The following is a 19055-nucleotide window of genomic DNA, read 5'->3' as shown; positions in this document are numbered from 1 at the left end:
CTCAGAAAAAATGGCTGTTCATACTCCGTCCGCTTGCGGCGGAGCCTTTGATTGTGTGCGTGTGTGGTACAGAGAATAAGCCTCGCCGGAGAAGAAATAATGAAACGATTTACCTTGTTTACTTTCCTGTACCTCGCGCTCGGAGTTTGCCTGACGGCGATCACGCTTGGATACCCAAATCTGCCTTCGGGTCTTCAAATCAGCCTGTTCGCCAGTGCAGGAGCATCCTACCTCATTTGTTTCCTCAGTACCTTCCCATTTTGGCGTGAGACATCGCTCCGTATCTATCGCAGACGAAATTCAGCGGTCATTCTACCCTGGTTGGTGATTGGCGTGAACATTGTTGTGACGATCTGGGAGGTTCAGAGTCAGAACTGGACGATGGAAGCCATTTTACGATCGTTTTCGCGGCTATTAGTTGTCTTAGTGTTTGCGGAAATCATTGTGATTACCTGGCAAGTGAATTCTGAACATTGATAGCTAAATCGGATGATACTGAAACGAACTTGCTCTTCACCATAAGAATCTGGAAGAAATCAAGGATTGGAACTCAGTACACTTCAGATCAACACAACGCGATCGACTCTCCCTTCAAACGACTGCACCAACAATCGATCGCGCACATTGACCTAGCTTTACTGCAACTGAAATGAACGATCGCACATGAGGACTTTTCAACACAGAGGAATGAATATGAAGACTTGGATTTCGATGCTGCTAATTTTAGCAAGCGTGAGCTTGTTCGGGTGCGACGATCGCAAATCGAAAGAACAATTGAATAGCACAATGAACAGTTGGATTGGTCGAGATATCAATGAGTTTGTTCGCAAATATGGTACACCCACGACAACGCTCACGTTACCCAATGGGAACACCATCTATTCCTACAAAACGGATCGAGAACAGTCGTTTAAGCAGCCGATCTCTGTGAATGAGTCTCGGAACCGTCGAGGCGAGAGAAATACGGTGATTACCGGAGGCAACACGATTGTCGATCGTGATTTCTGTGAGATTGATGTCGAGTTCGATCACGCTAGAGAAATCCAGTCCTGGCGCTATGAGGGCGATTCTCCCAAAAATTGCAAAATCAAAAATCTGCCAAAACCGCTCCAGAAGCAATTACAAAAAGACGGCATTCTTCCGTAGGTCAATGATATGTCCAATACTGCAAAATCACGACGAGAAGGACTGAAATTCAACCGCTTTGGATTTCGACTCTCGTTGCAAAAGATACCGATGCGCCGCGCCACCCTTTTCGCGATCGCGCTCCTCTTCACCACCCATTTCACCTCCGCCTGTACGGAGTTCCCAACAATGTCTAAAACCATGATGCCGACTACAATCACCTATCCTGAAACCAAGCGAGTTGATGTCGTCGAGAAGCCTTTCGGACAGACGATCGCTGACCCCTATCGCTGGCTAGAAAGCGATATCCGCAACGATCAAGAAGTCGCTGCTTGGGTCGAATCGCAGAGCAAAGTCACCAATGATTATCTCAATACACTTCCGGGTCGAGATGTGTTCAAGGATCGACTAAAACAGTTGTACAACTATGAGCGGTTCTCGATTCCGGTCAAAAAGGGTGGACGGTATTTCTACCTTTATAATTCCGGGCTTCAAAGTCAACAGGCTCTCTATGTTCGTGACAGTGTGGATGGCGCAGGGCGGGTATTGATCGATCCCAACAGTTGGGCAGAAGATGGGGCAACTGCACTCACCGAATGGTCAGCATCTAACGACGGTCAGCGCGTGGCTTATGCGGTGCAGGATGGCGGCACGGACTGGCGAACGATTCGGGTGCTGGACGTGAACGCGGGCAAGGATCTTGAGGATGAAGTCAAGTGGGCGAGGTTCACTAGCATCGCATGGGTCAAGGACGGATCTGGCTTTTTCTACGCTCGTTACCCTGAACCGAAGCAGGGCACCGAATCGCAAGCGAGCGTAGCCAACCATGCCGTCTATTTCCACGCGATCGCCACTCCCCAATCGCAAGATCGACTGGTCTATACAAATCCGGATCAGCCGAATATGTTGCATACCTTTAACATCACTGAAGACGGGCGTTACATCACGATCGCTTCCACACCCATTTCAGCGACCAACACACTGACCGTAGTGGATCTCAAGAGCGCCGACTGGAAACCCCGCAAACTGATCGATAATCTCGATCATCAATGGAGTGTCGCTGGCAATGTGGGGACAAAGTTCTTCCTCATGACTAGCCAAGACGCGCCGCGCCTCAAGGTCGTAATGATGGACATCGCCACTGCCGACCCAGTAATGCGGAATGTGGTGCCGGAGCAGGATTCGGTTCTGCTCAATGCGTCGCTGGTCGGCGGACGGTTGCTGATCTCCTATCTGGCTGATGTGAAAACGGAAGTTCGACGCTATACGCTGGATGGCAAGGCTGACGATGTGGTGAAGCTGCCCGGTATCGGCACCGCTGGCGGTTTTAAGGGCGACCAGAGCGATCCAGAAACCTTCTTCGTCTTCACCAGCTTCAACACTCCAGGCGTGATCTATCGATACGATGTCGCCAGCAACACGGCGCGGGCGTGGGCACAACCCAAGGTGGCGATCGATCTCAGTCAGATCGCAGTCGAACATCGGTTCTATCCGTCAAAAGATGGTACTCGTGTCCCGATGTTTATCGTCCGACGCAAGGATGTGACCCGTGCGGCACCAACCCTGCTTTATGCCTATGGGGGATTTGGAATCCCCATCCTTCCCGCTTTCTCGCCGGAGCATTTGGGATGGGTCGAACAGGGCGGAGTGTACGCTGTTGCTAACATTCGCGGTGGCTCCGAATATGGCAAGACATGGCACGAAGCGGGTCGTCGTCAGAACAAGCAGAACGTCTTCGATGATTTCATCGCAGCGGGCGAGTATCTGAAAGCGCAGGGCATTACGCCGCAAAACGGTTTGGCGATTCAGGGTGGATCGAATGGTGGACTCCTAATCGGCACGGTTGTCAATCAGCGCCCCGATCTGTTCGCTGCCGCGTTGCCCCAGGTCGGTGTCATGGATATGCTCCGCTTCGACCAGTTCACGAGCGGGAAAACATGGATAGACGAGTTTGGGTCTCCAGCACAGGAAGCGGATTTCCGAAACCTCTTGAGCTATTCGCCTTATCACAATATTCAGTCCGGCAAGGCATATCCCGCGATCCTTGCCACCACTGCCGACACGGACGATCGCGTTGTCCCAAGTCACACCTTCAAATATGTTGCTGCGCTCCAAGCGGCGGAGATTGGTGATAAGCCCCACCTTGCCCGCATTGAGACGCGGGCGGGACATGGAGCGGGCAAGCCGATCGACAAGATTATCGAGGAGACGGCGGATATGTGGGCTTTTGCGGCTCACTGGACAGGGTTGGATATCGGGGATGGGAAATAAACACGCATGAAGCAATGCAGGAGTTCAACATGCAGTATGAAAGTCGATTTCTTTTCATGTCTTTCGCGATCGCAGGCGTAGTGCTAGGCGGATGCACAGCATCGACTAAAGGCGACGATCAAAAAGCGAATCAGGATATCACGGTCACCTGCACAAGCGCCGTCGCTTATGACGTGGGTGCCTGTCAGATCCTTGCTAACGCGAGGTGCGATGGGGAAAGGGCACAGTTGAGGGGCGTACTGTCCAGCACGTTCCTTCCAGCCAACAAGCTTTACCAGAACACGGCTCGATACAGGTGCCTTAGCGCTTAAGCCACAAATTGTAGGGTGGGCACTGCCCACAAAGCTTTACCGTGAAGGGTTTTACAAAATTCTGGGCGATGCCCACCCTACTGAAAATCGCTGTGTGGATTCATTCCATCAAAATCTGGCAAATGCTCGTAGGAACTTAAAGCAGCAACTATCGGGACGAACGATACTTCCAATCGGTAAGAAGAAACCTAAATGAAACCATTAGAAAAGACACCTGCTCAACTTTTTGCTGATCATCTCGCACTGATTGGAACAGACATTCACGCTTGGGCAGAGCTACTGGCTGAAGACGCTGTTATGGAATTTCCCTGTGCTTCTGCTCCTAGTTCAGTCGAACGATTAGAAGGCAGACTTGAAATCTGCAACTCCATGAAAACCGCGATCGCACAAATGCAAAATTTGACCTTGACGAGCATTGGGCAATATCAAACCTCCAATCCTAATGTTTTGTTTGCGGAAGTTCACGTGGAAGGCATCATCGCTGCAACAGGGCATTACTATCAGCAAAATTATGTCGTGCGACTGGAAGCGAAGGCTGGAAAGCTCTTCCGTTACCGCGAATATTGGAATCCTAGTGCCGTGCTTGGGACATGGAGCAACACTCGGCAAGCTCTCCATGCGGAGTAAATTCAGCAAGCCTAGCAATTCGTAAGCTGCTCTATCACAGTGCAACTTACTGCAAGTTGAGTGATCAAGGCATCCTTTTTTAGTCAATAGTCAATGCTTACTCAAAAAGAAGAAACAGAACGATGCTACAAGACCTATCAGGAGGTTTCTAATGAACCGGAAGATTTACGCAATTTCAATCACAATTCTGTTTGCTGTACTCTTACTGTTCAGTTTTCCATCCTTAGCTCAAGTCTATCCGCAAGTGATTCCCAGAATCGAAGTGATCAAAAGCGCCTACCGTTTGGTCATTAGCCGACCTCAAGACAATGTGTATGTCTTCTGTCCCACTGGCTTCGAGCCTGAGTTGAACTATCTGCGAAATGTGAAGACAGTTCAGTGTCAGCCGTTTCCCAGTTCTCAGAAATAAATCAAGCACATTAAAGGAGACAAGATGAATCCTACTCTAAACAATCCTTCTGTACTCATCAAGATAGAAGCTGCAATCGCAGAACAGGTGCGAAAGAACTGTACTGTTCTCTTTGCTCAAGTGCCTGACCTCCAGGCAAAGTTAATTACTTGGGCGACTGGACTTTGATTTATGCTTCTAACGGTACAGTCGTGACCCGCAGATTGCCCAGTGGAATTACCATTCATGCAATTTGTGAAATCCTCACTTGTTGTCATTCTCCTAATTTTTCTGCTTATGCAGGTGATCGGATACTACTGCTCGCCAGCTTCGTAAGCCTTTTCCAGATAGTGAACTTCAGGATCATCTGTTCGCTGCCCTAAATCAACCCATCCGTACTTGAGATAAAATCTCATTGCGCCTAGATTCGTCGGACTAACGTTCAAGCGTGCTGTTTTACAGCCAAGCTGCTTGAAAAAACTAGCGGCATATCGATCTAATTGCTGACCTAAACCTTGACCTCGAAACTCTGGGGTTAGGTAAAACAGATTAACATAGCCCGCTTCTGGATTGAGCCTCCAGCGTTGCATCTCGATTTGTCCAATGATTTGCTCTCCTTTCCAAATATGCACACAACTGTTTGGCATCTCGGTCATCCGCTGTTTCAACCACTGCAAATATTTTGCTCCACTTGCGTCTTCTTGATAGAAGCGATCGGAGGAGCCAAAGCTGCACACGAAAGAGTCTGCTCGAAACTGAATGCACAACTCCTGATGCAACTCTAAGTTAATGGGTTTGAACTCAAGTGTAGAAAGGTGCATCTGTGCCTTTTACTGAACTTGCGGCACGATCGCTATTGTCTGAATTGCCCTACATCCAACATCATTAAAGTCGAATCTGGCTTTGCAATGGCGGGTTGAACAGATTCATAAATTTCTGGATGCTTTGCCTGAAGTTCAGCCTCATTCAGTTTGACATCCAATGTGCCATCTTTTGTCGTAATCGTATAAAGCACGCTATCTTGACCCGATTCGATCACAACAACTCGATCGCGTAGGTACAATCGAGTTAAAACCGGATGCTCTTGAGCCGATGCAGGAGACGACATTCCCAGACTGAGCAGCGGAAAAAAGAGGAAAGCTAGAAGACATCGACGCATCTTTGATTCTTCAATTCTTCGCTTTAAAGCTTAGCACTAACAATATTTTTCTTCATCAGCCCAAGCATCTTTTGATGAATTGGGAAGCCAGCACCATACCACCTAAGCGGTTGGTGTCTGGGAATTCCCTATGATTGCTTGCGTCGATAGTCTGCTGTCATAAACGGATACCACTGTCCATCTTCACCCAGTGCATGAGAGGTCAAAGTCCGATGATCCTCGCTCTTGAACTCAATCACATCTTGGTACTTCGCCATCTTGTTCTCACCTGTCATCACAGGTCCTTCTGAGTTGAGAATGAGCTTGTTGCCTGAAGCATCTAATTCTCCCTCATACCGCCAGAGATAGGTCATCATTGATCCAATCCAAGAACCAACAAATTTTTGCTGCTGTGGATCGTAACCGAGCGTCATGATTGTTGTTGCTAGCCCACAGCCGGGCATCTCACCTTGCCCTTCAGCCAGGAACCAGAGATCCCTGATCGATCTCACCGTTTCCGTCCCGGTTGATTTCATCGCAGGCTGATTAGTTCCCATGCTGGCTTCGGTTTCATAAGTCCACTCACCCACGAGTTTCTGAAGCCATTGATGCTCTTTTTGCGGTTCCACAGGCATACGAGCTTCCGGTTGTACTTGTGTTGCTTCCATCGTTTGAACTCCTTGCATTTGATGCTTATGTTTAGATTTACTCAATGGGATAGCAGTTCACCATCCACGGTGTCCCAAATTGGTCAGTCAACATGCCGAACTTCTCAGCCCAGAATGTTTTCTGAATCGGCATTTGGATTGTTCCGTTCTCCGCTAATGCCTTAAATATACGCTCAGCTTCTTCTGGATCATTGATGCCTAGCATGACTGAGAAGCCTGTAGGAACAGCATACATATCTGGTGGGCTATCGGCTCCCATCAACGTCATGTCGCTGACTTTCAGTTGAGTATGCATGATTTTGTCCTGCCATGCTGCTGGAGTCTGATCTGACATGGGCGATTCTCCATAGGTCATCATCGCCTCAATGCTGCCTCCTAAACATTGTGCATAGAACTGAAAGGCAGTTGCACAGTGTCCATCGAAGCTCAGGTAAGGATTCAGTTGCATCATTCCCTCCGAAAGTAAATGACGTGCTTTCCCAAAGTTTAACCACTCAATTCGATGAGTAGTTTGTTTGTATTAATTTGTTAGAGTGGCTGAAGTGGAGGCTCACTGAAATGCATCACTGTCCAGTTTTTTCAAGGATTCGCTGTGAGCTTTCTTGACCCATAGCGTTGCTAGGTACTCATCTAAGCAATCCAAGCTAGAGTTCCATCCTTCCAGTACGCCCATTGCTTCATGCTTACGACGATCTTCCACAGACGGATGCACAATCCGAATTGTGAGCTTTGTCTTGTTCTCAAGCGCCTCGAATAAAACAGTCGTGACCATGCCTTGAGGCAAATCTGCATCTAGTACCTGCTCAATGCCGTCCCCAAATTCATCGGTGCTGACAATCCGTTCAGGCGGGATAATTTCTTGGAAGACTCCTTTCGAGGGATATTCTGTCCCGTCTGGAGCAATCATGACATAGCACCATTCTCCTCCAGGGCGAAAATCTATTGCCGTGACGCGAGTGGTGAATCCTTTCGGTCCCCACCATTTTTCCAGGTGTTGTGGCTCTGTCCATGCTTTGAATACGAGTTCTCGCGGTGCGTTGAGGATGCGAGTGATGACAATCTCGCGATCGGATAAAGCTTCTGTATTCGCCATATTGATTCTCCTTAAGGTTCTGCTTGTAGCTCTTGCAGATAGTCTTCTAAGCGATTGAGGTTGTCCTCCCAGAATTGTCGGTATTGTTCGAGCCAGTGATCCACATCTTTGAGCGGTGCTGTGTTGAGTTGGCAAGGTCGCCACTGTGCCTCTCGTCCGCGTGTGATAAGTCCTGCTCGCTCTAGCACCTTGAGATGCTTGGAGATAGCAGGCAAACTCATCTCAAAGGGTTGAGCTAATTCTGTCACCGAGGCTTCTCCTTGAACAAGATGGGCAAGAATCGCCCGCCGAGTGGAATCGGACAGGGCAGTAAAGATGAGGCTCAGAGAGTCGGTGGACATCTGCATTTAACCTAACGGTTAATTAACTTATAGGTTAAGTGTACCATTCCCAGATGTCAAGTGCTTGTTTTCATCCATTGAAAGCGAAGTGAGAGAATGACCTTAAAAGCGCTGGTTGCTGGAACCGGAGAGCTAGAGCAAACTAACAACCATACCCTGCTCCATTAAAAACTCGCTGAAGTCGATCGTTCTCGTATTTGTAGATCTCGAAACTGATTGCCTCATAATCCGTGCGTCTGAGTACGATCTCCTCAATGCCATCTCCATCGAGATCAGCCGTTCCTAGTAGATCATGAAAGGGCGATCGCGGAACACCCTGAAGACTCACACCGATTCGCAGCGTTTCTAAAAGTTGGGGTTTGCCATCTCTATAGGTTAACCAGACCGTTGCAAACCCCGTTGGATTATTTTGCGCCGCAGCGTTAGAAGCTGCTTTTCCTTGACGTATTTTTGCAAAGATTTCGGATGAGCCATTGCGATCGAGATCCATCACTTGCAGCGATTCTACACTTGCTTCATCGGGTAAAGCGTTACCTCTGTCAAATGGCTTGATCGCAGCTTTGCCAACATCAATCGCGGCTTGGCGATACTGTGCAAGTTCTGCTTCCGTTGGCGTAATGGATTTAGCAAGGGTCGGTGGTTGACTCAGTGCGAGTGCAATCCGCCAAGTTTCATCAAATTTCTGATTGCGAATAATACCTCGACCCCCACCAGACTGCTCTTTTGGAATCTGATCAAAGACGGTTGAGAGCGTCGTCTGATCTCGAAATTTTCCTGCCCCTGTGATGCTAGCAGAACAAGCAAATTGACCGATAATTGGTTTCTCTACTTGAAAATCACCCAGTTTTTGATGGTTCGCAACGATCGTAAAATCTTTGATCGCGTTGACAATCAAGCGCTGATTTTTTAGCTCAATTAAACGATCGAGATTTGCACCATTTCTGATGTCCAGTGTTACGTCTTCATTGACTTCGAGATAGCGATCGTTGAGCCGTAACGCGATTGGATAGATTTCTCCTCGAAACTGATTCGTCAAATTGTCTTTTCTCACAACCAATAGTCCGATCAAATTGTTAGTCGGTCGGGTGTCAATGGGATTTGGGGGCGAGGATGTGGACTGAGAGGAGCGACAAGCGATCAAACTAAAGAGGAGAAGCGAAGCGATCGCAGATCCAACCCAAGATTTCATCAGTATGGATTTCACAAAACTTTCCTTCATAGCAAAGTACAATCGAGTTCCTGAAGCGATGCATTGGAGTACTAGACACATTGGTAGAAGAAGCAATTCCGCATTCTGATCATGCTGTTGCTTTAATCTCTATCGCTAGTTAGAATATGCCTCTAACTAGCGGAGAAAATTTGAATTTTGGAAACAAGAATTGATCGTTTGTAGTCAAGTTAGCTGTGCGGAACTTTCCAAACAGACTTTCTTTTCTTAAGTCACTCGCACACGAGACAGAACGCTACCAAATCAAACATGAGCGACTTCGATTGGATTAACCATGATTTCTCGATTCTTTGCTGCTGTTGTCGGCTTGGGTGTGGTGGTTTCAGCTATAACCATCAATCTACCACTATCGATGAGCAATGCTGCACCAGTTGCTCAAGCGACTGCGAATAAAAATTGGAGAACTGCAAAACTGATTCAAACAATCCCAACCGCTGCGAATCGGATGATCTTGAGTCCAGATGGAAAAACGATCGCAGTACAAACGCAAACGTCATCGGGTGAAGCGATCGTAGAACTATGGAATATCAACACAGGGAAAGCCATTTATCGTTTCGCTGGCTTTTCAGATCGAGGATACGATGATGAGATCGCATTCAGTCCCGATGGAAAGATCTTGGCGGTGAGCAATTATTTTCCTGCTCAAAAAACACTCCTGATTAAACTCTGGGATGTGCAGTCTAAGCAGGAAGTTCGCACGCTCAAAAGCACTGATTCGATTTCCTCTGAAGGCTCTACGATTGTTTTTAGCCCAGACGGCAAAACAATCGCTAGCATTGCCGGAAACAGTTTAACAATTCAACTCTGGGATGTGCAGCGCGGTGTCGTTCGCGCTCGTCTAACTGGAGCAAACGGAAGAACCTTAGCATTTAGTCCAGATGGGCAGAGGTTGGCGAGCAGTAATCGGCAAGCGCGCTGCTTTGCAGATACCGCAAGGGTCGCACTTTGGAATGTGAGCACCCGAAAGCAACTCCATACCTTGAGAGGCAATCAGCCAATTGGCAATCTAGTATTCAGCCGAGATAGCAAAACTTTGATTAACACCTATGAGTCAATGGTCAAAGGAATTCAGCGTTGGAACGTGGAGACGGGGAAGCCCATTCGCACCCGAAACTACGAATTTCACTGGTCTGAAAATCCCGTTTTTAGTCCAGATGGGCAGTATGTTGCTTCTGGGAGCAGCTACGCACCGTTGCGAATCTATGATTTAGGTTTGGATAAACCTGTCTTTGAAACACAAGAGTTTCTGGTTGCTGGAGGTGCGATCACGTTTAGCCCCGATGGACAAACATTAGCAGGCATCACCGATGGCACAAAAATCAAAATCTGGCGGTAGCAAGGTTAGCGACCTGAATTATTTTTGAAAGCTTTCAGGTTAGCATCGACAGCACTCATATAACCGCGATCGCTCAAAATATCCGGTGGTAGCTGATTTGCTTTGATCGCCGCATCAACCACATCCTTAGCTTGAATCTTGCCCTGATTGCAACCATCGGTAAACGTCCCGTAGCCGCGTAGTCCTTGCGACCTAAAGTACCCTTGATATGCCATGAATACCAAATCGTAGGGCGACATGACTGGAATCGTCGTCGCTGCTGGAGGGTTTGAGGAAGTGGATTGTGCGGATGAAGTCGTTGAGATGAGCGGAATCATTGCGATCGCGATCCAAGCTAGCGAGAAGAGAATAGAGCGTGGCATCAGTCTTTCCTCCATCGTTCAGCAATGCCTTTCAGCGTACAAGTTCAGCACCAGATTGAAGCCACTGATAAGAATTAATTTTTTCCCTATCGAAAGACGGCAGAATTTCTAATCCTAATGTTGCATTTGTCTGCTTGCTCACAAATTCTTACCGATTGGAAAAAGTTCAATAGGATACGCTTGGTGGTTGGAACTTGCCTGTTACCTGTGTCAGCAATGCTGCGATCGCTAACAGTCGTGATTCATCCCAACGTTTTCCCACTAACTGTATCCCAATCGGCAGTCCATCCTGATCTTGCTGGTAAGGCAAGACAACCGCTGGATGTCCCGTGTAGTTAAAGACGCTGCAATAGTCGCCAACCTGCCAATACTCAACGGATTGATGGTCTACTTGCAATGGTGTTCCCGCTTCACAATGAGGAAATGCGGTCACCATCGCCACGGGACAGAGTAAAATATCCCACTGATTAAAAAACTGCTCCCATGCCAGGATGGATTGATCGCGATCGTGAAGTGCTTCTAGATATTGAGCAAGCGTCTTCGGCTGTGATTCGGGCTGGAATGCGCCTACAATCATATCCACCAGTTCGCCAAATTGGGCGTGAACAGCATCAAATGGGGGGAGAGGAGGCGCTTCAACCCTGGCACAGAGTGAACTGAGTTGTGTTGCCAGTTTCTCGATCGCAGTTTGAATTCTGATCGCGATTGGAAGATCAGGAAATGTTGTTGCAAAGGCAATTCGGAGGGGTTTGAGGTCGAGTTCTGGTACAGGGTTAATTCCGACAGGCGGCACATCTGGATCGAATTCGTCTGCCCCCGCAATGATGGCGTAGAGTAATGCTAGATCTTCGATGGTTCGTGCCATTAGACCAATGCAGGACATAATGCGAACACTGCGGGGAGAAGACAGTCCTGGAATCAGTCCAGCCAGTGAGACTCGATGCTCTGTCGGTTTCAAGCCCATCACACCGCAAAAATGGGCAGGAATGCGAATGGAACCGGAGAGATCAGTCCCGATGTCGAAGGGAGTCATTCCGGCTGCGATCGCGGCTGCCGCGCCACCACTAGAACCGCCAGGGGTGCGATCAAGACTCCAAGGATTGTTGGTTCGACCAAAAATAGGATTACTTGATTGATAATCAGCCAAGAGTGTTGCCACATTCGTTTTGCCCATGAGAATACCACCCGCTGCTTTCAGTCAGGCTGTCACCGTGCTATCCACTTGGGGCACATGATCGAGCGGCGGAAATCCAGTTGTGGTTCGCATTCCGGCGGTAGCATGAGCATCTTTCAAGGTAAAAGGAACACCATGCAGCACTCCCCAGTTTTCGTCACGCGCTAAGGCTGCATCGGCTTCTCGTGCTTGTTGACGAGCGAGATCGACCTCTAAAATGACGATCGCATTCAAAGCAGAATTGAACTGCTCAATCTGGGTCAGATGCGCTTCTAAAACTTCCACCGCCGAAACCCGCTTCGCTCGAATCGCAGCAGCGAGTTGTGTGGTACTAGAGAAAATAATGCTCACAATGCTGACCTCCCCTCCTGCTCGATAATCCTTCCAGCTTAGAACAACGATCGTGGTTCAGCTATCTAATTCTGGTTGTCCTATCAAAATCTTGCGCTCGAAGATATAGGAAGAGTGGTAGAGAACAAGACAGTCCAACACCAAAAGTTAGCCCAACATACAGAATGAGCCAGAGCCGAGAAACATTGAGTCGCTTTAACTCAATCCATACAAAACAAAAGAACGCGATCGCTGAAATCATTAAATCATTCGCCCAGGCAGTTGCATCATTCGCCAATCCACCTCGCTCCACCATCTAAGCGGAACTTCGGCGATCGCTGATGATGCAAAGGCTATTTGCGGCGGGTAATGGGTACCATTAGCTGGCTTCACATTCTCTGTACAAGTTGTGCTCATGATTGATCTTGGCGCGTCAGAATAAGATGCTGGAGGTGCATCTCAGCTAATCGTTCAGCCCGACTCGTCTGAATACCAAGGACGAGTTCACCCACCAGAGCGTAGTAAACCATTCGGGCGCGTACTGTTGCTTCAAACGGTGTGAAGCCAATGTCTAAAAACAAATTCTTTGTGTAGTCGAGACGACGCTGATCAACCTGGTCAAGAATTGTAGTAACTCTAGAATCATTCGCTGCCCAAGCTCGAATTGCATTTTCGATTTGACCATTATCTTGAATGGCAAGTTCAAACAAGTAAAGTAGTTTGGCTGAAGCGTCACCCCCTGCTGCCTCAACTTGCTGAATAATGCTCTCCGTTTCACGATTCACCCATGCTTGCAGGATGGCTTCTAAAAGCTCTTCCCGATTTTTGAAATGCCAGTAGAAGCTCCCTTTTGTCACGTTCAGCAATTTAGCAAGTGGCTCAACTCGCACGGCTTCCACTCCGTTCTCTGCTAAAACTCTTAGCCCTAAGTCGATCCAATCTTGCTGTCCAAGCCTGGAAATCTCATTCTGCTTAACCATACGGTGGCGTATTGACATTGGCGAGATAGGTCACTAATCTATAACCATACGGTAGCGTATTCAAGAACAATTTGATACGGTCAAATCATTTAGACCTAAGGAGATCAAGATGCTTCGAGTGAGTGGGTACTGGTTAATTGCGATCGGTGTTCTCCATCCGCTCATCCACGGGTGGCTTTTTGCTCAACCTTTGATGGAGATTGTGCAGGAGGGTTGGTTCAATACGATCGCTCCAAATCCATTAGATCCTTTTTATGACCGAGAAGCTGCATTTTGGTGCATGATGGTCACGCCATTTGTCCTAATCATCGGATGGCTCTGTTGTTGGGCACAAACAAGAGAGATGACCTTACCCAGTTTTCCGGGTTGGATGCTCTTGCTAACGGCTGCTGTTGGAATTACGCTTGAACCGATTTCGGGATTTTGGCTGTTTATCCCGCCTGCGTTGCTGATGCTGATTGATCGACAACGGTACAAATTAAGAGGCTGAGTTTATGCCACACACTAACACAGTGACCTCAATTGCTCCTGAACTCGCGGCTTGGCTTCGCGCTATGCCCAAAGTTGAAATCCATGTTCACGTCGAAGCCGCAACAGACGCAGAGACGTTTTATCACATGGCGCAGCAGAATCACGTTGAGTTACCGATGAGTTCATTAGACGAATGGAAGTCATTTTTTGAGTTTCGCGATTTTTCGCATTTTATCGAGGTTTACGCAGCAGCGGTTCGGTGCTTGCAAACACCAGAAGACTATGCGCTGATGATTGAACGGCTCTACAAACGACAAGCTGAGGAAAACATTCGCTACACGGAAGCTTTCTTGAGTGCCTCGTTTCTGATTCAAAAGTTTCAGGATGACGAAATTTTAGACGCGATTGCGGCAGGACGATCTGCGGGGGAAGCCAACTATCACTGCCAGATTAATTTCATTCCCGATATTGCACGTGAGATTCCTGATTCTCAAGAGCGCGTTTTGGAGTTTGTGGTGAAAGGGAAAGAGCGTGGGTTATTTGTAGGCTTAGGGATCGGAGGACTTGAAGTTGGGTATCCACCAGAATTGTTCACAGAAACGTTTGCTCAAGCCCGTCGGCAAGGACTCCGCTTGGTGGCTCATGCAGGGGAGGCAGTGGGAGCAGAAAGCATCTGGGGCGCAGTGAATACTTTGAGACCTGAGCGAATTGGACATGGCATTCGGTGTTTAGACGATCCCAACTTAGTGGAAGTCCTCCGCCAACATCAAATTCCTTTAGAAGTGTCTCCCCAAAGCAACTATTGTTTAGGGGTTGTCGAGCGAAGTCAGCCTCACCCCATCCGCAAGATGGTTGATGCTGGGCTGTACTGCACCGTCAACTCAGACGATCCAGCCATGTTTTCCACGAGTTTGACGAACGAGTATTTAACGCTTGCAGCACAGGGCTTTAGCTGGGAAGAACTTTGGCAACTCAATGTGAATACTTTGGAAGCAACGTTTCTGGATGAAGTCGAAAAAGACAAATATCGTGCTGAGTGGAAGCAATTTACGCGATCAGCCAGCTAGCAGGTTTCAGGAGATCGACATAGTTCATCAAGCAGAACGCCCCATTGTCTATGTTGATGAGTTGGTGATCAATTGGTCAGCCTTGCCGAAATCCTGGACAAGAATTTTGTTTTGGTGGGCTAAAAGTGCGCCTGGCTTGAGTATCAATCGAGTTTACGCAAAGCTCCTCTGTTCTGATGTTCAAGCCGTCGCTCGGACAGTATTAGAGGCATTGGCAGGTGATCCTGTGATCATTCCTGCTCACGGAGCACCCTTGGTTGATCCAGACGATGCGGCGCGAGTTCGGGCATTGGTAGAGCCATTCGCAAAATCTGTTGCTCAAACTCATCCTTGAGAGTGAGCAGCATTTGTAGTATGTCGTATTACAGTTGAATCGGATCTGAAAATCATCTGTTGACGCAGTTTGTCGAAATTGATCCCAAGATTTTGATAGTGTCGTAAGAATTTGATAGATAGATGGAGAGAGTGCATTTTCTTAAAATGAGGATTCAATCAAAGTGATTTCTTTTAGACCGTTGGTTGCTTCCGATCTGCCAATGCTACATGAGTGGCTACATCGATCGCATGTCTCAGAATGGTGGGACAATCCTAAAACTTACGCCGATGTGGAGTGTGAGTATCTACCTTCTATAACCGGCGAATCGACCACACAAGCTTACATTGCTTTACTTGAAAATGAACCTATTGGATTTATCCAGTCTTACATCGTGATGGGAGCGGGGGATGGGTGGTGGGAACAGGAAACCGATCCGGGTGCGAGAGGCATTGACCAGTTTCTATGTAACTCGGAGCAACTTGGTCGCGGTTTGGGTCGTGCAATGATTCAGACCTTCGTAGAGCAACTTTTCCAAGATCCGGCAGTGACCAAAGTGCAGACCGACCCTTCACCCAACAATGAGCGGGCAATTCGATGCTATCGACGAGCCGGATTTGTGGATGTGGGTGAGGTGATCACGCCGGATGGGTTAGCGCTACTGATGGTTAAAGCGCGATCGCTAAGTTAAATAACACTGGAGGAGAATTGATGCAGATCACCGCATCCGCTATCTCACTCAACGTCGATGATGTCACAGCGTCGGCTGAGTTTGTCAAGCAGCATTTTGGCTTCAGTGAAGAGATGTCTGCGGATGGCTTCGTGTCCCTCTCGCGGCAAGATGCTGGCTTCAACCTGATTTTCCTGCGAACTGGGCTAGAAACCTTCAAACCCGTTGCCATGCGCGGACATCGAGCAGATGGTTTGCTGATTGCCTTTGTTGTCGATAACATTGATGCAGAATATACGCGATTGAAAGCTGAAGGAGTCACGATTACCACTCCAATTGAGACTGAATCCTGGGGTGAACGGTTTTTTCAGGTCACTGATCCCAATGGCGTTGTGATTCAACTCGTTCAATGGATGACTGAGCTAACACCGCAGCTATAAGTTTGCTATTCCTGCCGAAACTTGACTTCTTTGAATCCACGATCGCAATTCTTATCCGGCTATTCATTCACCATGCAACAATTTAACTGCTAGTAATGTTGAACTGGTCGGAAATCGGAATTGGCTAGAGCGATCGGCACTACTCCATGACTTCTCACGTCAGAAAAATGCGATCGATTAAGAGGTAAAACGATGAGTTCATTGGTGCTTGGTTTTCAGGACATTGACCAAACAAAACTCACGGTTGTTGGGGGGAAAGGTGCAACCCTGGGAGAACTCTCCAAAATCGAAGGAATCAACGTACCCGATGGTTTTTGTGTCACGACTGAAGCTTTCAAAAGAATCATTGGGGAATCAACAACGATTCCTGAATTGCTGGATCAGTTATCACGACTCAAAGTAGAAAACCGGGATAAAATCGCTGAACTAAGCAGTGAGATTCGTAGCGCAATCGAAGGAATCGCGATTCCTCAAGACATCAATGAAGCGATCGCCCGTCTTCTCTCCAGGTTTGGAGAAAACAATGCCTATGCAGTCCGATCTAGCGCCACTGCGGAAGATTTACCGACAGCCTCCTTTGCAGGGCAGCAGGATACATACTTGAACATTATCGGCAAGGAGGCAGTTCTAAAGCATATCAGCAAGTGCTGGGCATCGCTCTTTACCGATCGAGCAGTCATTTACCGCCTACAAAACGGCTTCGACCACCGTAAAGTCTATCTGTCTGTCGTGGTTCAGAAGATGGTCTTTCCGCAGGTGGCAGGAATTTTGTTTACTGCCGATCCCGTCACTGCTAATCGAAAAGTGTTATCGATTGATGCTAGCTTCGGACTGGGCGAGGCGATGGTCTCTGGGCTGGTAAATGCTGATAGCTATAAAGTGCGTAACGGCAGGGTGATTGATAAGAAGATATCTACCAAGAAACTGGCGATTTATGCCCTCTTTGAGGGCGGTACGCAAGCACAGGAGATTGAACCTGAGCAGCAGAATCGGCAAGCGCTGACGGATGAGCAGATTTTGCAGCTTGAGCGCTTGGGCAGAAAGATTGAGAAACAGTTCGACCGCGACTATACAACAGACGAATTGCAAGAAGCACTTCGACCGATAGCTTCATTGATCAGCAAGTCTGAAAAAGCAAAGCAGAAGTTGACACCGGGAACTTGGCAACATACGATGCTGCGAGACAACCTCAAGGCATTACAGTATGCGTCCGCACTGATGAATAAGAAGATTAACGATACAGATGATTTCACACGGGACAATCTACAAGAAACCCTCTGCGCGTTTGATTCGATGATCAGCAAGACCGAGAACGCTCAAGCAAAATTCTCACCGGGAACTTCCCAACACACGTTGCAGCGAGACAGACTCAAGGCGTTGCAGATAGGCAGAAAGATCGCAGCCCATTTCGGACAGCCTCAAGACATCGAATGGTGTTTAGTTGACGATACGTTTTACATTGTCCAGAGCCGACCGATCACGACTTTATTTCCGATTCCTGAAGCGAATGATCGAGCAAATCACGTTTATGTTTCTGTTGGTCATCAACAAATGATGACCGATGCCATGAAACCACTGGGATTGTCTGTATGGCAGTTAACCGCTGGTCGCCCTATGTATCAAGCAGGTGGCAGATTGTTTGTGGATGTCACGCAGGAACTGGCTTCACCTGCTAGAAGAGGAATCATCGTCGATGTCTTGGGAAAAAACGACCCGCTGATTAGAGACGCATTCATGACGCTCCTAGAACGGGGACAAAAAAACCGCCCATTGTAGTCGCGGGTTTCGCCCTCGATCGTCACCGCGTCTTGAGGGAACACCGCAGAAGCATGAAACAGTGCCCCATGATGCTTGCAGCAGTCGAGGCAGTGACAAAGACCGACCCGATATGGAAGTCCCGATGCCACCATTCGGACGTTACCACACAAGCAACCGCCAGTGAATTGATTCATGTTGCGTCTCCTCTAAAATCAAGCGATCGAATGGGGTGACAACGAACAGCACTCATACGCTTCCCACAGTGTATCCGACGACAACGTTACTAATGCCACGAGAAAGAGGGCTGCCGAGACGATGGTGGTATGCACGATGACTGCTAACGGTTTGCTTGAGCGGCTGCAAACAATCTCAAACTCAGCATCAGTGACTTTCGCCAGTGTGCTCCAAGCGAATTATGGGGAGACGGACATTGATCGACTTCAGCTTTGTGCGGAGCCATTGAGTTGTTGCTGAAACTGAACTTTCTCCTAACTTAAACTCTGAACTTTAGTTCGTCAGTCGTCTGCTCGGTGAGTAATCTGTCAACTCTAATGTCCGATCCTCAATGTTGCCGACGAGTGAGCCATGCGCCTCAGCCGTCACCTTCTTAATCTCCGCCCACTCTTGATCAGCCATGAACGCCGCCCATCGCTCCTTCATCGTTTCCGTGTCAGACCACTCAAGCAGATAGACCAACTCCGTGCGGTTCTGGTGCCGAGATTCCCAGGTCGCCACAATTTTGAAGTCGTACCGCGCCATGATCCGCATCACATGATCGCGGAACCGTTCGTGGAATGCCGTTTTATTGCTATCGAAGATCTCGTAGATACGCAGTTGGTGGATGACGCTGCCTGTCGCTTTGACACTTTTGCTGGAGGTTTGTGAAAGTCCGATAGTGGTGCTCATGACAACAATAAACACGATGATTAGAACAACACGCAGAAATGTCTTGGTGTGAATCATG

General features: G+C 48.1%; 27 protein-coding genes and 2 pseudogenes. 14 read left to right on the top strand and 15 right to left on the bottom strand.

Annotated features, from left to right (window positions below; genetic code table 11):
• The first annotated feature begins 99 nt into the window (after positions 1 to 99).
• From ACKFKF_RS15920 to ACKFKF_RS15890, 7 genes are all read left to right on the top strand, one after another.
• Positions 100 to 477, top strand: coding sequence for a hypothetical protein (locus ACKFKF_RS15920; RefSeq protein ID WP_446868571.1), 378 nt, complete (start codon positions 100 to 102; stop codon positions 475 to 477).
• Positions 478 to 693: 216 nt separating this feature from the next.
• Positions 694 to 1146 carry a hypothetical protein gene (locus ACKFKF_RS15915; protein WP_446868570.1) on the top strand — a complete coding sequence of 151 codons (453 nt, stop codon included), beginning with the start codon at positions 694 to 696 and terminating at the stop codon, positions 1144 to 1146.
• A 9-nt stretch (positions 1147 to 1155) separates the two neighbouring features.
• Entirely contained in the window at positions 1156 to 3396 is a 2241-nt protein-coding gene (locus ACKFKF_RS15910) for a prolyl oligopeptidase family serine peptidase (RefSeq protein WP_446868569.1), read from the top strand.
• Between the two features lie 29 nt (positions 3397 to 3425).
• Entirely contained in the window at positions 3426 to 3707 is a 282-nt protein-coding gene (locus ACKFKF_RS15905) for a hypothetical protein (protein ID WP_446868568.1), read from the top strand.
• A gap of 192 nt (positions 3708 to 3899) precedes the next feature.
• Positions 3900 to 4334: a nuclear transport factor 2 family protein gene (locus ACKFKF_RS15900; protein ID WP_446868567.1), complete on the top strand. Its 435-nt coding sequence runs from the start codon at positions 3900 to 3902 to the stop codon at positions 4332 to 4334.
• Positions 4335 to 4485: 151 nt separating this feature from the next.
• On the top strand, positions 4486 to 4743 hold the full coding sequence (locus ACKFKF_RS15895) for a hypothetical protein (RefSeq protein WP_446868566.1): 258 nt from the start codon (positions 4486 to 4488) through the stop codon (positions 4741 to 4743).
• Between the two features lie 24 nt (positions 4744 to 4767).
• Positions 4768 to 4911 (top strand): hypothetical protein, encoded by a 144-nt coding sequence (locus ACKFKF_RS15890; protein ID WP_446868565.1) that lies wholly within the window; start codon positions 4768 to 4770, stop codon positions 4909 to 4911.
• Between the two features lie 125 nt (positions 4912 to 5036).
• Here the strand turns inward: ACKFKF_RS15890 and ACKFKF_RS15885 are convergent, their stop codons facing one another.
• The 7 genes from ACKFKF_RS15885 to ACKFKF_RS15855 form a co-directional block, all read right to left on the bottom strand.
• Positions 5037 to 5543: a GNAT family N-acetyltransferase gene (locus ACKFKF_RS15885; RefSeq protein ID WP_446868564.1), complete on the bottom strand. Its 507-nt coding sequence runs from the start codon at positions 5541 to 5543 to the stop codon at positions 5037 to 5039.
• Positions 5544 to 5575: 32 nt separating this feature from the next.
• Entirely contained in the window at positions 5576 to 5881 is a 306-nt protein-coding gene (locus tag ACKFKF_RS15880; protein ID WP_446868563.1) for a hypothetical protein, read from the bottom strand.
• 128 nt (positions 5882 to 6009) lie between these two features.
• Positions 6010 to 6528, bottom strand: coding sequence for a DUF1579 domain-containing protein (locus tag ACKFKF_RS15875; protein ID WP_446868562.1), 519 nt, complete (start codon positions 6526 to 6528; stop codon positions 6010 to 6012).
• A 37-nt stretch (positions 6529 to 6565) separates the two neighbouring features.
• Positions 6566 to 6976 (bottom strand): VOC family protein, encoded by a 411-nt coding sequence (locus tag ACKFKF_RS15870; protein ID WP_446868561.1) that lies wholly within the window; start codon positions 6974 to 6976, stop codon positions 6566 to 6568.
• A 102-nt stretch (positions 6977 to 7078) separates the two neighbouring features.
• A complete protein-coding gene (locus ACKFKF_RS15865) occupies positions 7079 to 7621 on the bottom strand; it encodes an SRPBCC domain-containing protein (protein ID WP_446868560.1) in 543 nt (180 codons plus the stop codon).
• 11 nt (positions 7622 to 7632) lie between these two features.
• On the bottom strand, positions 7633 to 7962 hold the full coding sequence (locus ACKFKF_RS15860) for an ArsR/SmtB family transcription factor (RefSeq protein WP_446868559.1): 330 nt from the start codon (positions 7960 to 7962) through the stop codon (positions 7633 to 7635).
• A gap of 142 nt (positions 7963 to 8104) precedes the next feature.
• Positions 8105 to 9151: a hypothetical protein gene (locus ACKFKF_RS15855; RefSeq protein ID WP_446868558.1), complete on the bottom strand. Its 1047-nt coding sequence runs from the start codon at positions 9149 to 9151 to the stop codon at positions 8105 to 8107.
• Positions 9152 to 9464: 313 nt separating this feature from the next.
• On the opposite strand from ACKFKF_RS15855, the gene ACKFKF_RS15850 reads away from it, so the two are divergent.
• Entirely contained in the window at positions 9465 to 10526 is a 1062-nt protein-coding gene (locus tag ACKFKF_RS15850) for a WD40 repeat domain-containing protein (protein WP_446868557.1), read from the top strand.
• 5 nt (positions 10527 to 10531) lie between these two features.
• On the opposite strand, the gene ACKFKF_RS15845 is transcribed toward ACKFKF_RS15850, so the two are convergent.
• The 5 genes and pseudogenes from ACKFKF_RS15845 to ACKFKF_RS15825 all read right to left on the bottom strand — a co-directional run bounded on the left by ACKFKF_RS15845 (position 10532) and on the right by ACKFKF_RS15825 (position 13390).
• Positions 10532 to 10888 carry a hypothetical protein gene (locus ACKFKF_RS15845; protein ID WP_446868556.1) on the bottom strand — a complete coding sequence of 119 codons (357 nt, stop codon included), beginning with the start codon at positions 10886 to 10888 and terminating at the stop codon, positions 10532 to 10534.
• 166 nt (positions 10889 to 11054) lie between these two features.
• A pseudogene (locus ACKFKF_RS15840) lies at positions 11055 to 12347 on the bottom strand (amidase).
• A gap of 127 nt (positions 12348 to 12474) precedes the next feature.
• Positions 12475 to 12654 (bottom strand): DUF2834 domain-containing protein, encoded by a 180-nt coding sequence (locus ACKFKF_RS15835; protein WP_446868574.1) that lies wholly within the window; start codon positions 12652 to 12654, stop codon positions 12475 to 12477.
• Positions 12654 to 12809: a hypothetical protein gene (locus tag ACKFKF_RS15830; RefSeq protein ID WP_446868575.1), complete on the bottom strand. Its 156-nt coding sequence runs from the start codon at positions 12807 to 12809 to the stop codon at positions 12654 to 12656. The genes ACKFKF_RS15835 and ACKFKF_RS15830 overlap by 1 nt, the downstream gene beginning before the upstream one ends.
• The gene (locus ACKFKF_RS15825) at positions 12806 to 13390 is read right to left on the bottom strand and encodes a TetR/AcrR family transcriptional regulator (RefSeq protein WP_446868555.1); all 585 of its coding nucleotides are present in this window, start codon (positions 13388 to 13390) and stop codon (positions 12806 to 12808) included. The genes ACKFKF_RS15830 and ACKFKF_RS15825 overlap by 4 nt, the downstream gene beginning before the upstream one ends.
• Positions 13391 to 13481: 91 nt before the next feature.
• Here ACKFKF_RS15825 and ACKFKF_RS15820 point away from each other — a divergent pair, with 91 nt between their 5' ends.
• The 6 genes from ACKFKF_RS15820 (at position 13482) to ACKFKF_RS15795 (ending at position 18109) form a co-directional block, all read left to right on the top strand.
• Positions 13482 to 13862, top strand: a complete 381-nt coding sequence (locus ACKFKF_RS15820; protein ID WP_446868554.1) for a DUF6463 family protein — start codon at positions 13482 to 13484, stop codon at positions 13860 to 13862.
• Positions 13863 to 13866: 4 nt separating this feature from the next.
• Positions 13867 to 14910 carry an adenosine deaminase gene (gene add, locus ACKFKF_RS15815; RefSeq protein WP_446868553.1) on the top strand — a complete coding sequence of 348 codons (1044 nt, stop codon included), beginning with the start codon at positions 13867 to 13869 and terminating at the stop codon, positions 14908 to 14910.
• Positions 14873 to 15244, top strand: a complete 372-nt coding sequence (locus ACKFKF_RS15810) for a hypothetical protein (protein ID WP_446868552.1) — start codon at positions 14873 to 14875, stop codon at positions 15242 to 15244. Before add ends, ACKFKF_RS15810 begins: the two co-directional genes overlap by 38 nt.
• Positions 15245 to 15407: 163 nt before the next feature.
• The gene (locus ACKFKF_RS15805) at positions 15408 to 15914 is read left to right on the top strand and encodes a GNAT family N-acetyltransferase (RefSeq protein WP_446868551.1); all 507 of its coding nucleotides are present in this window, start codon (positions 15408 to 15410) and stop codon (positions 15912 to 15914) included.
• A 20-nt stretch (positions 15915 to 15934) separates the two neighbouring features.
• Positions 15935 to 16333, top strand: coding sequence for a VOC family protein (locus ACKFKF_RS15800; RefSeq protein ID WP_446868550.1), 399 nt, complete (start codon positions 15935 to 15937; stop codon positions 16331 to 16333).
• 192 nt (positions 16334 to 16525) lie between these two features.
• Positions 16526 to 18109 (top strand): PEP/pyruvate-binding domain-containing protein, encoded by a 1584-nt coding sequence (locus ACKFKF_RS15795; RefSeq protein WP_446868549.1) that lies wholly within the window; start codon positions 16526 to 16528, stop codon positions 18107 to 18109.
• A 53-nt stretch (positions 18110 to 18162) separates the two neighbouring features.
• Here the strand turns inward: ACKFKF_RS15795 and ACKFKF_RS15790 are convergent.
• From ACKFKF_RS15790 to ACKFKF_RS15780, 3 genes and pseudogenes are all read right to left on the bottom strand, one after another.
• Positions 18163 to 18243 (bottom strand): annotated as a pseudogene (locus ACKFKF_RS15790) (GFA family protein); the annotation flags it as partial.
• Between the two features lie 185 nt (positions 18244 to 18428).
• Positions 18429 to 18551, bottom strand: a complete 123-nt coding sequence (locus ACKFKF_RS15785) for a hypothetical protein (RefSeq protein WP_446868548.1) — start codon at positions 18549 to 18551, stop codon at positions 18429 to 18431.
• A gap of 47 nt (positions 18552 to 18598) precedes the next feature.
• Positions 18599 to 19054, bottom strand: coding sequence for an NIPSNAP family protein (locus tag ACKFKF_RS15780; RefSeq protein ID WP_446868547.1), 456 nt, complete (start codon positions 19052 to 19054; stop codon positions 18599 to 18601).
• Between the last annotated feature and the right edge of the window lies 1 nt (position 19055).

Source organism: Phormidesmis sp. 146-12, from assembly GCF_052939495.1.
Note: the sequence above shows the minus strand (reverse complement) of the source record. Positions and strands in the feature narration are given on the sequence as shown.

Bases quoted from the DNA above. Each gene is read 5' to 3' on its own strand.
- ACKFKF_RS15920 (WP_446868571.1), top strand. From the start codon at position 100: ATGAAACGATTTACCTTGTTTACTTTCCTGTACCTCGCGCTCGGAGTT.
- ACKFKF_RS15915 (WP_446868570.1), top strand. From the start codon at position 694: ATGAAGACTTGGATTTCGATGCTGCTAATTTTAGCAAGCGTGAGCTTG.
- ACKFKF_RS15910 (WP_446868569.1), top strand. From the start codon at position 1,156: ATGTCCAATACTGCAAAATCACGACGAGAAGGACTGAAATTCAACCGC.
- ACKFKF_RS15905 (WP_446868568.1), top strand. From the start codon at position 3,426: ATGCAGTATGAAAGTCGATTTCTTTTCATGTCTTTCGCGATCGCAGGC.
- ACKFKF_RS15900 (WP_446868567.1), top strand. From the start codon at position 3,900: ATGAAACCATTAGAAAAGACACCTGCTCAACTTTTTGCTGATCATCTC.
- ACKFKF_RS15895 (WP_446868566.1), top strand. From the start codon at position 4,486: ATGAACCGGAAGATTTACGCAATTTCAATCACAATTCTGTTTGCTGTA.
- ACKFKF_RS15890 (WP_446868565.1), top strand. From the start codon at position 4,768: ATGAATCCTACTCTAAACAATCCTTCTGTACTCATCAAGATAGAAGCT.
- ACKFKF_RS15885 (WP_446868564.1), bottom strand. From the start codon at position 5,543: ATGCACCTTTCTACACTTGAGTTCAAACCCATTAACTTAGAGTTGCAT.
- ACKFKF_RS15880 (WP_446868563.1), bottom strand. From the start codon at position 5,881: ATGCGTCGATGTCTTCTAGCTTTCCTCTTTTTTCCGCTGCTCAGTCTG.
- ACKFKF_RS15875 (WP_446868562.1), bottom strand. From the start codon at position 6,528: ATGGAAGCAACACAAGTACAACCGGAAGCTCGTATGCCTGTGGAACCG.
- ACKFKF_RS15870 (WP_446868561.1), bottom strand. From the start codon at position 6,976: ATGCAACTGAATCCTTACCTGAGCTTCGATGGACACTGTGCAACTGCC.
- ACKFKF_RS15865 (WP_446868560.1), bottom strand. From the start codon at position 7,621: ATGGCGAATACAGAAGCTTTATCCGATCGCGAGATTGTCATCACTCGC.
- ACKFKF_RS15860 (WP_446868559.1), bottom strand. From the start codon at position 7,962: ATGTCCACCGACTCTCTGAGCCTCATCTTTACTGCCCTGTCCGATTCC.
- ACKFKF_RS15855 (WP_446868558.1), bottom strand. From the start codon at position 9,151: ATGAAATCTTGGGTTGGATCTGCGATCGCTTCGCTTCTCCTCTTTAGT.
- ACKFKF_RS15850 (WP_446868557.1), top strand. From the start codon at position 9,465: ATGATTTCTCGATTCTTTGCTGCTGTTGTCGGCTTGGGTGTGGTGGTT.
- ACKFKF_RS15845 (WP_446868556.1), bottom strand. From the start codon at position 10,888: ATGCCACGCTCTATTCTCTTCTCGCTAGCTTGGATCGCGATCGCAATG.
- ACKFKF_RS15835 (WP_446868574.1), bottom strand. From the start codon at position 12,654: ATGATTTCAGCGATCGCGTTCTTTTGTTTTGTATGGATTGAGTTAAAG.
- ACKFKF_RS15830 (WP_446868575.1), bottom strand. From the start codon at position 12,809: ATGAGCACAACTTGTACAGAGAATGTGAAGCCAGCTAATGGTACCCAT.
- ACKFKF_RS15825 (WP_446868555.1), bottom strand. From the start codon at position 13,390: ATGTCAATACGCCACCGTATGGTTAAGCAGAATGAGATTTCCAGGCTT.
- ACKFKF_RS15820 (WP_446868554.1), top strand. From the start codon at position 13,482: ATGCTTCGAGTGAGTGGGTACTGGTTAATTGCGATCGGTGTTCTCCAT.
- add (WP_446868553.1), top strand. From the start codon at position 13,867: ATGCCACACACTAACACAGTGACCTCAATTGCTCCTGAACTCGCGGCT.
- ACKFKF_RS15800 (WP_446868550.1), top strand. From the start codon at position 15,935: ATGCAGATCACCGCATCCGCTATCTCACTCAACGTCGATGATGTCACA.
- ACKFKF_RS15795 (WP_446868549.1), top strand. From the start codon at position 16,526: ATGAGTTCATTGGTGCTTGGTTTTCAGGACATTGACCAAACAAAACTC.
- ACKFKF_RS15785 (WP_446868548.1), bottom strand. From the start codon at position 18,551: ATGGCTCCGCACAAAGCTGAAGTCGATCAATGTCCGTCTCCCCATAAT.
- ACKFKF_RS15780 (WP_446868547.1), bottom strand. From the start codon at position 19,054: ATGATTCACACCAAGACATTTCTGCGTGTTGTTCTAATCATCGTGTTT.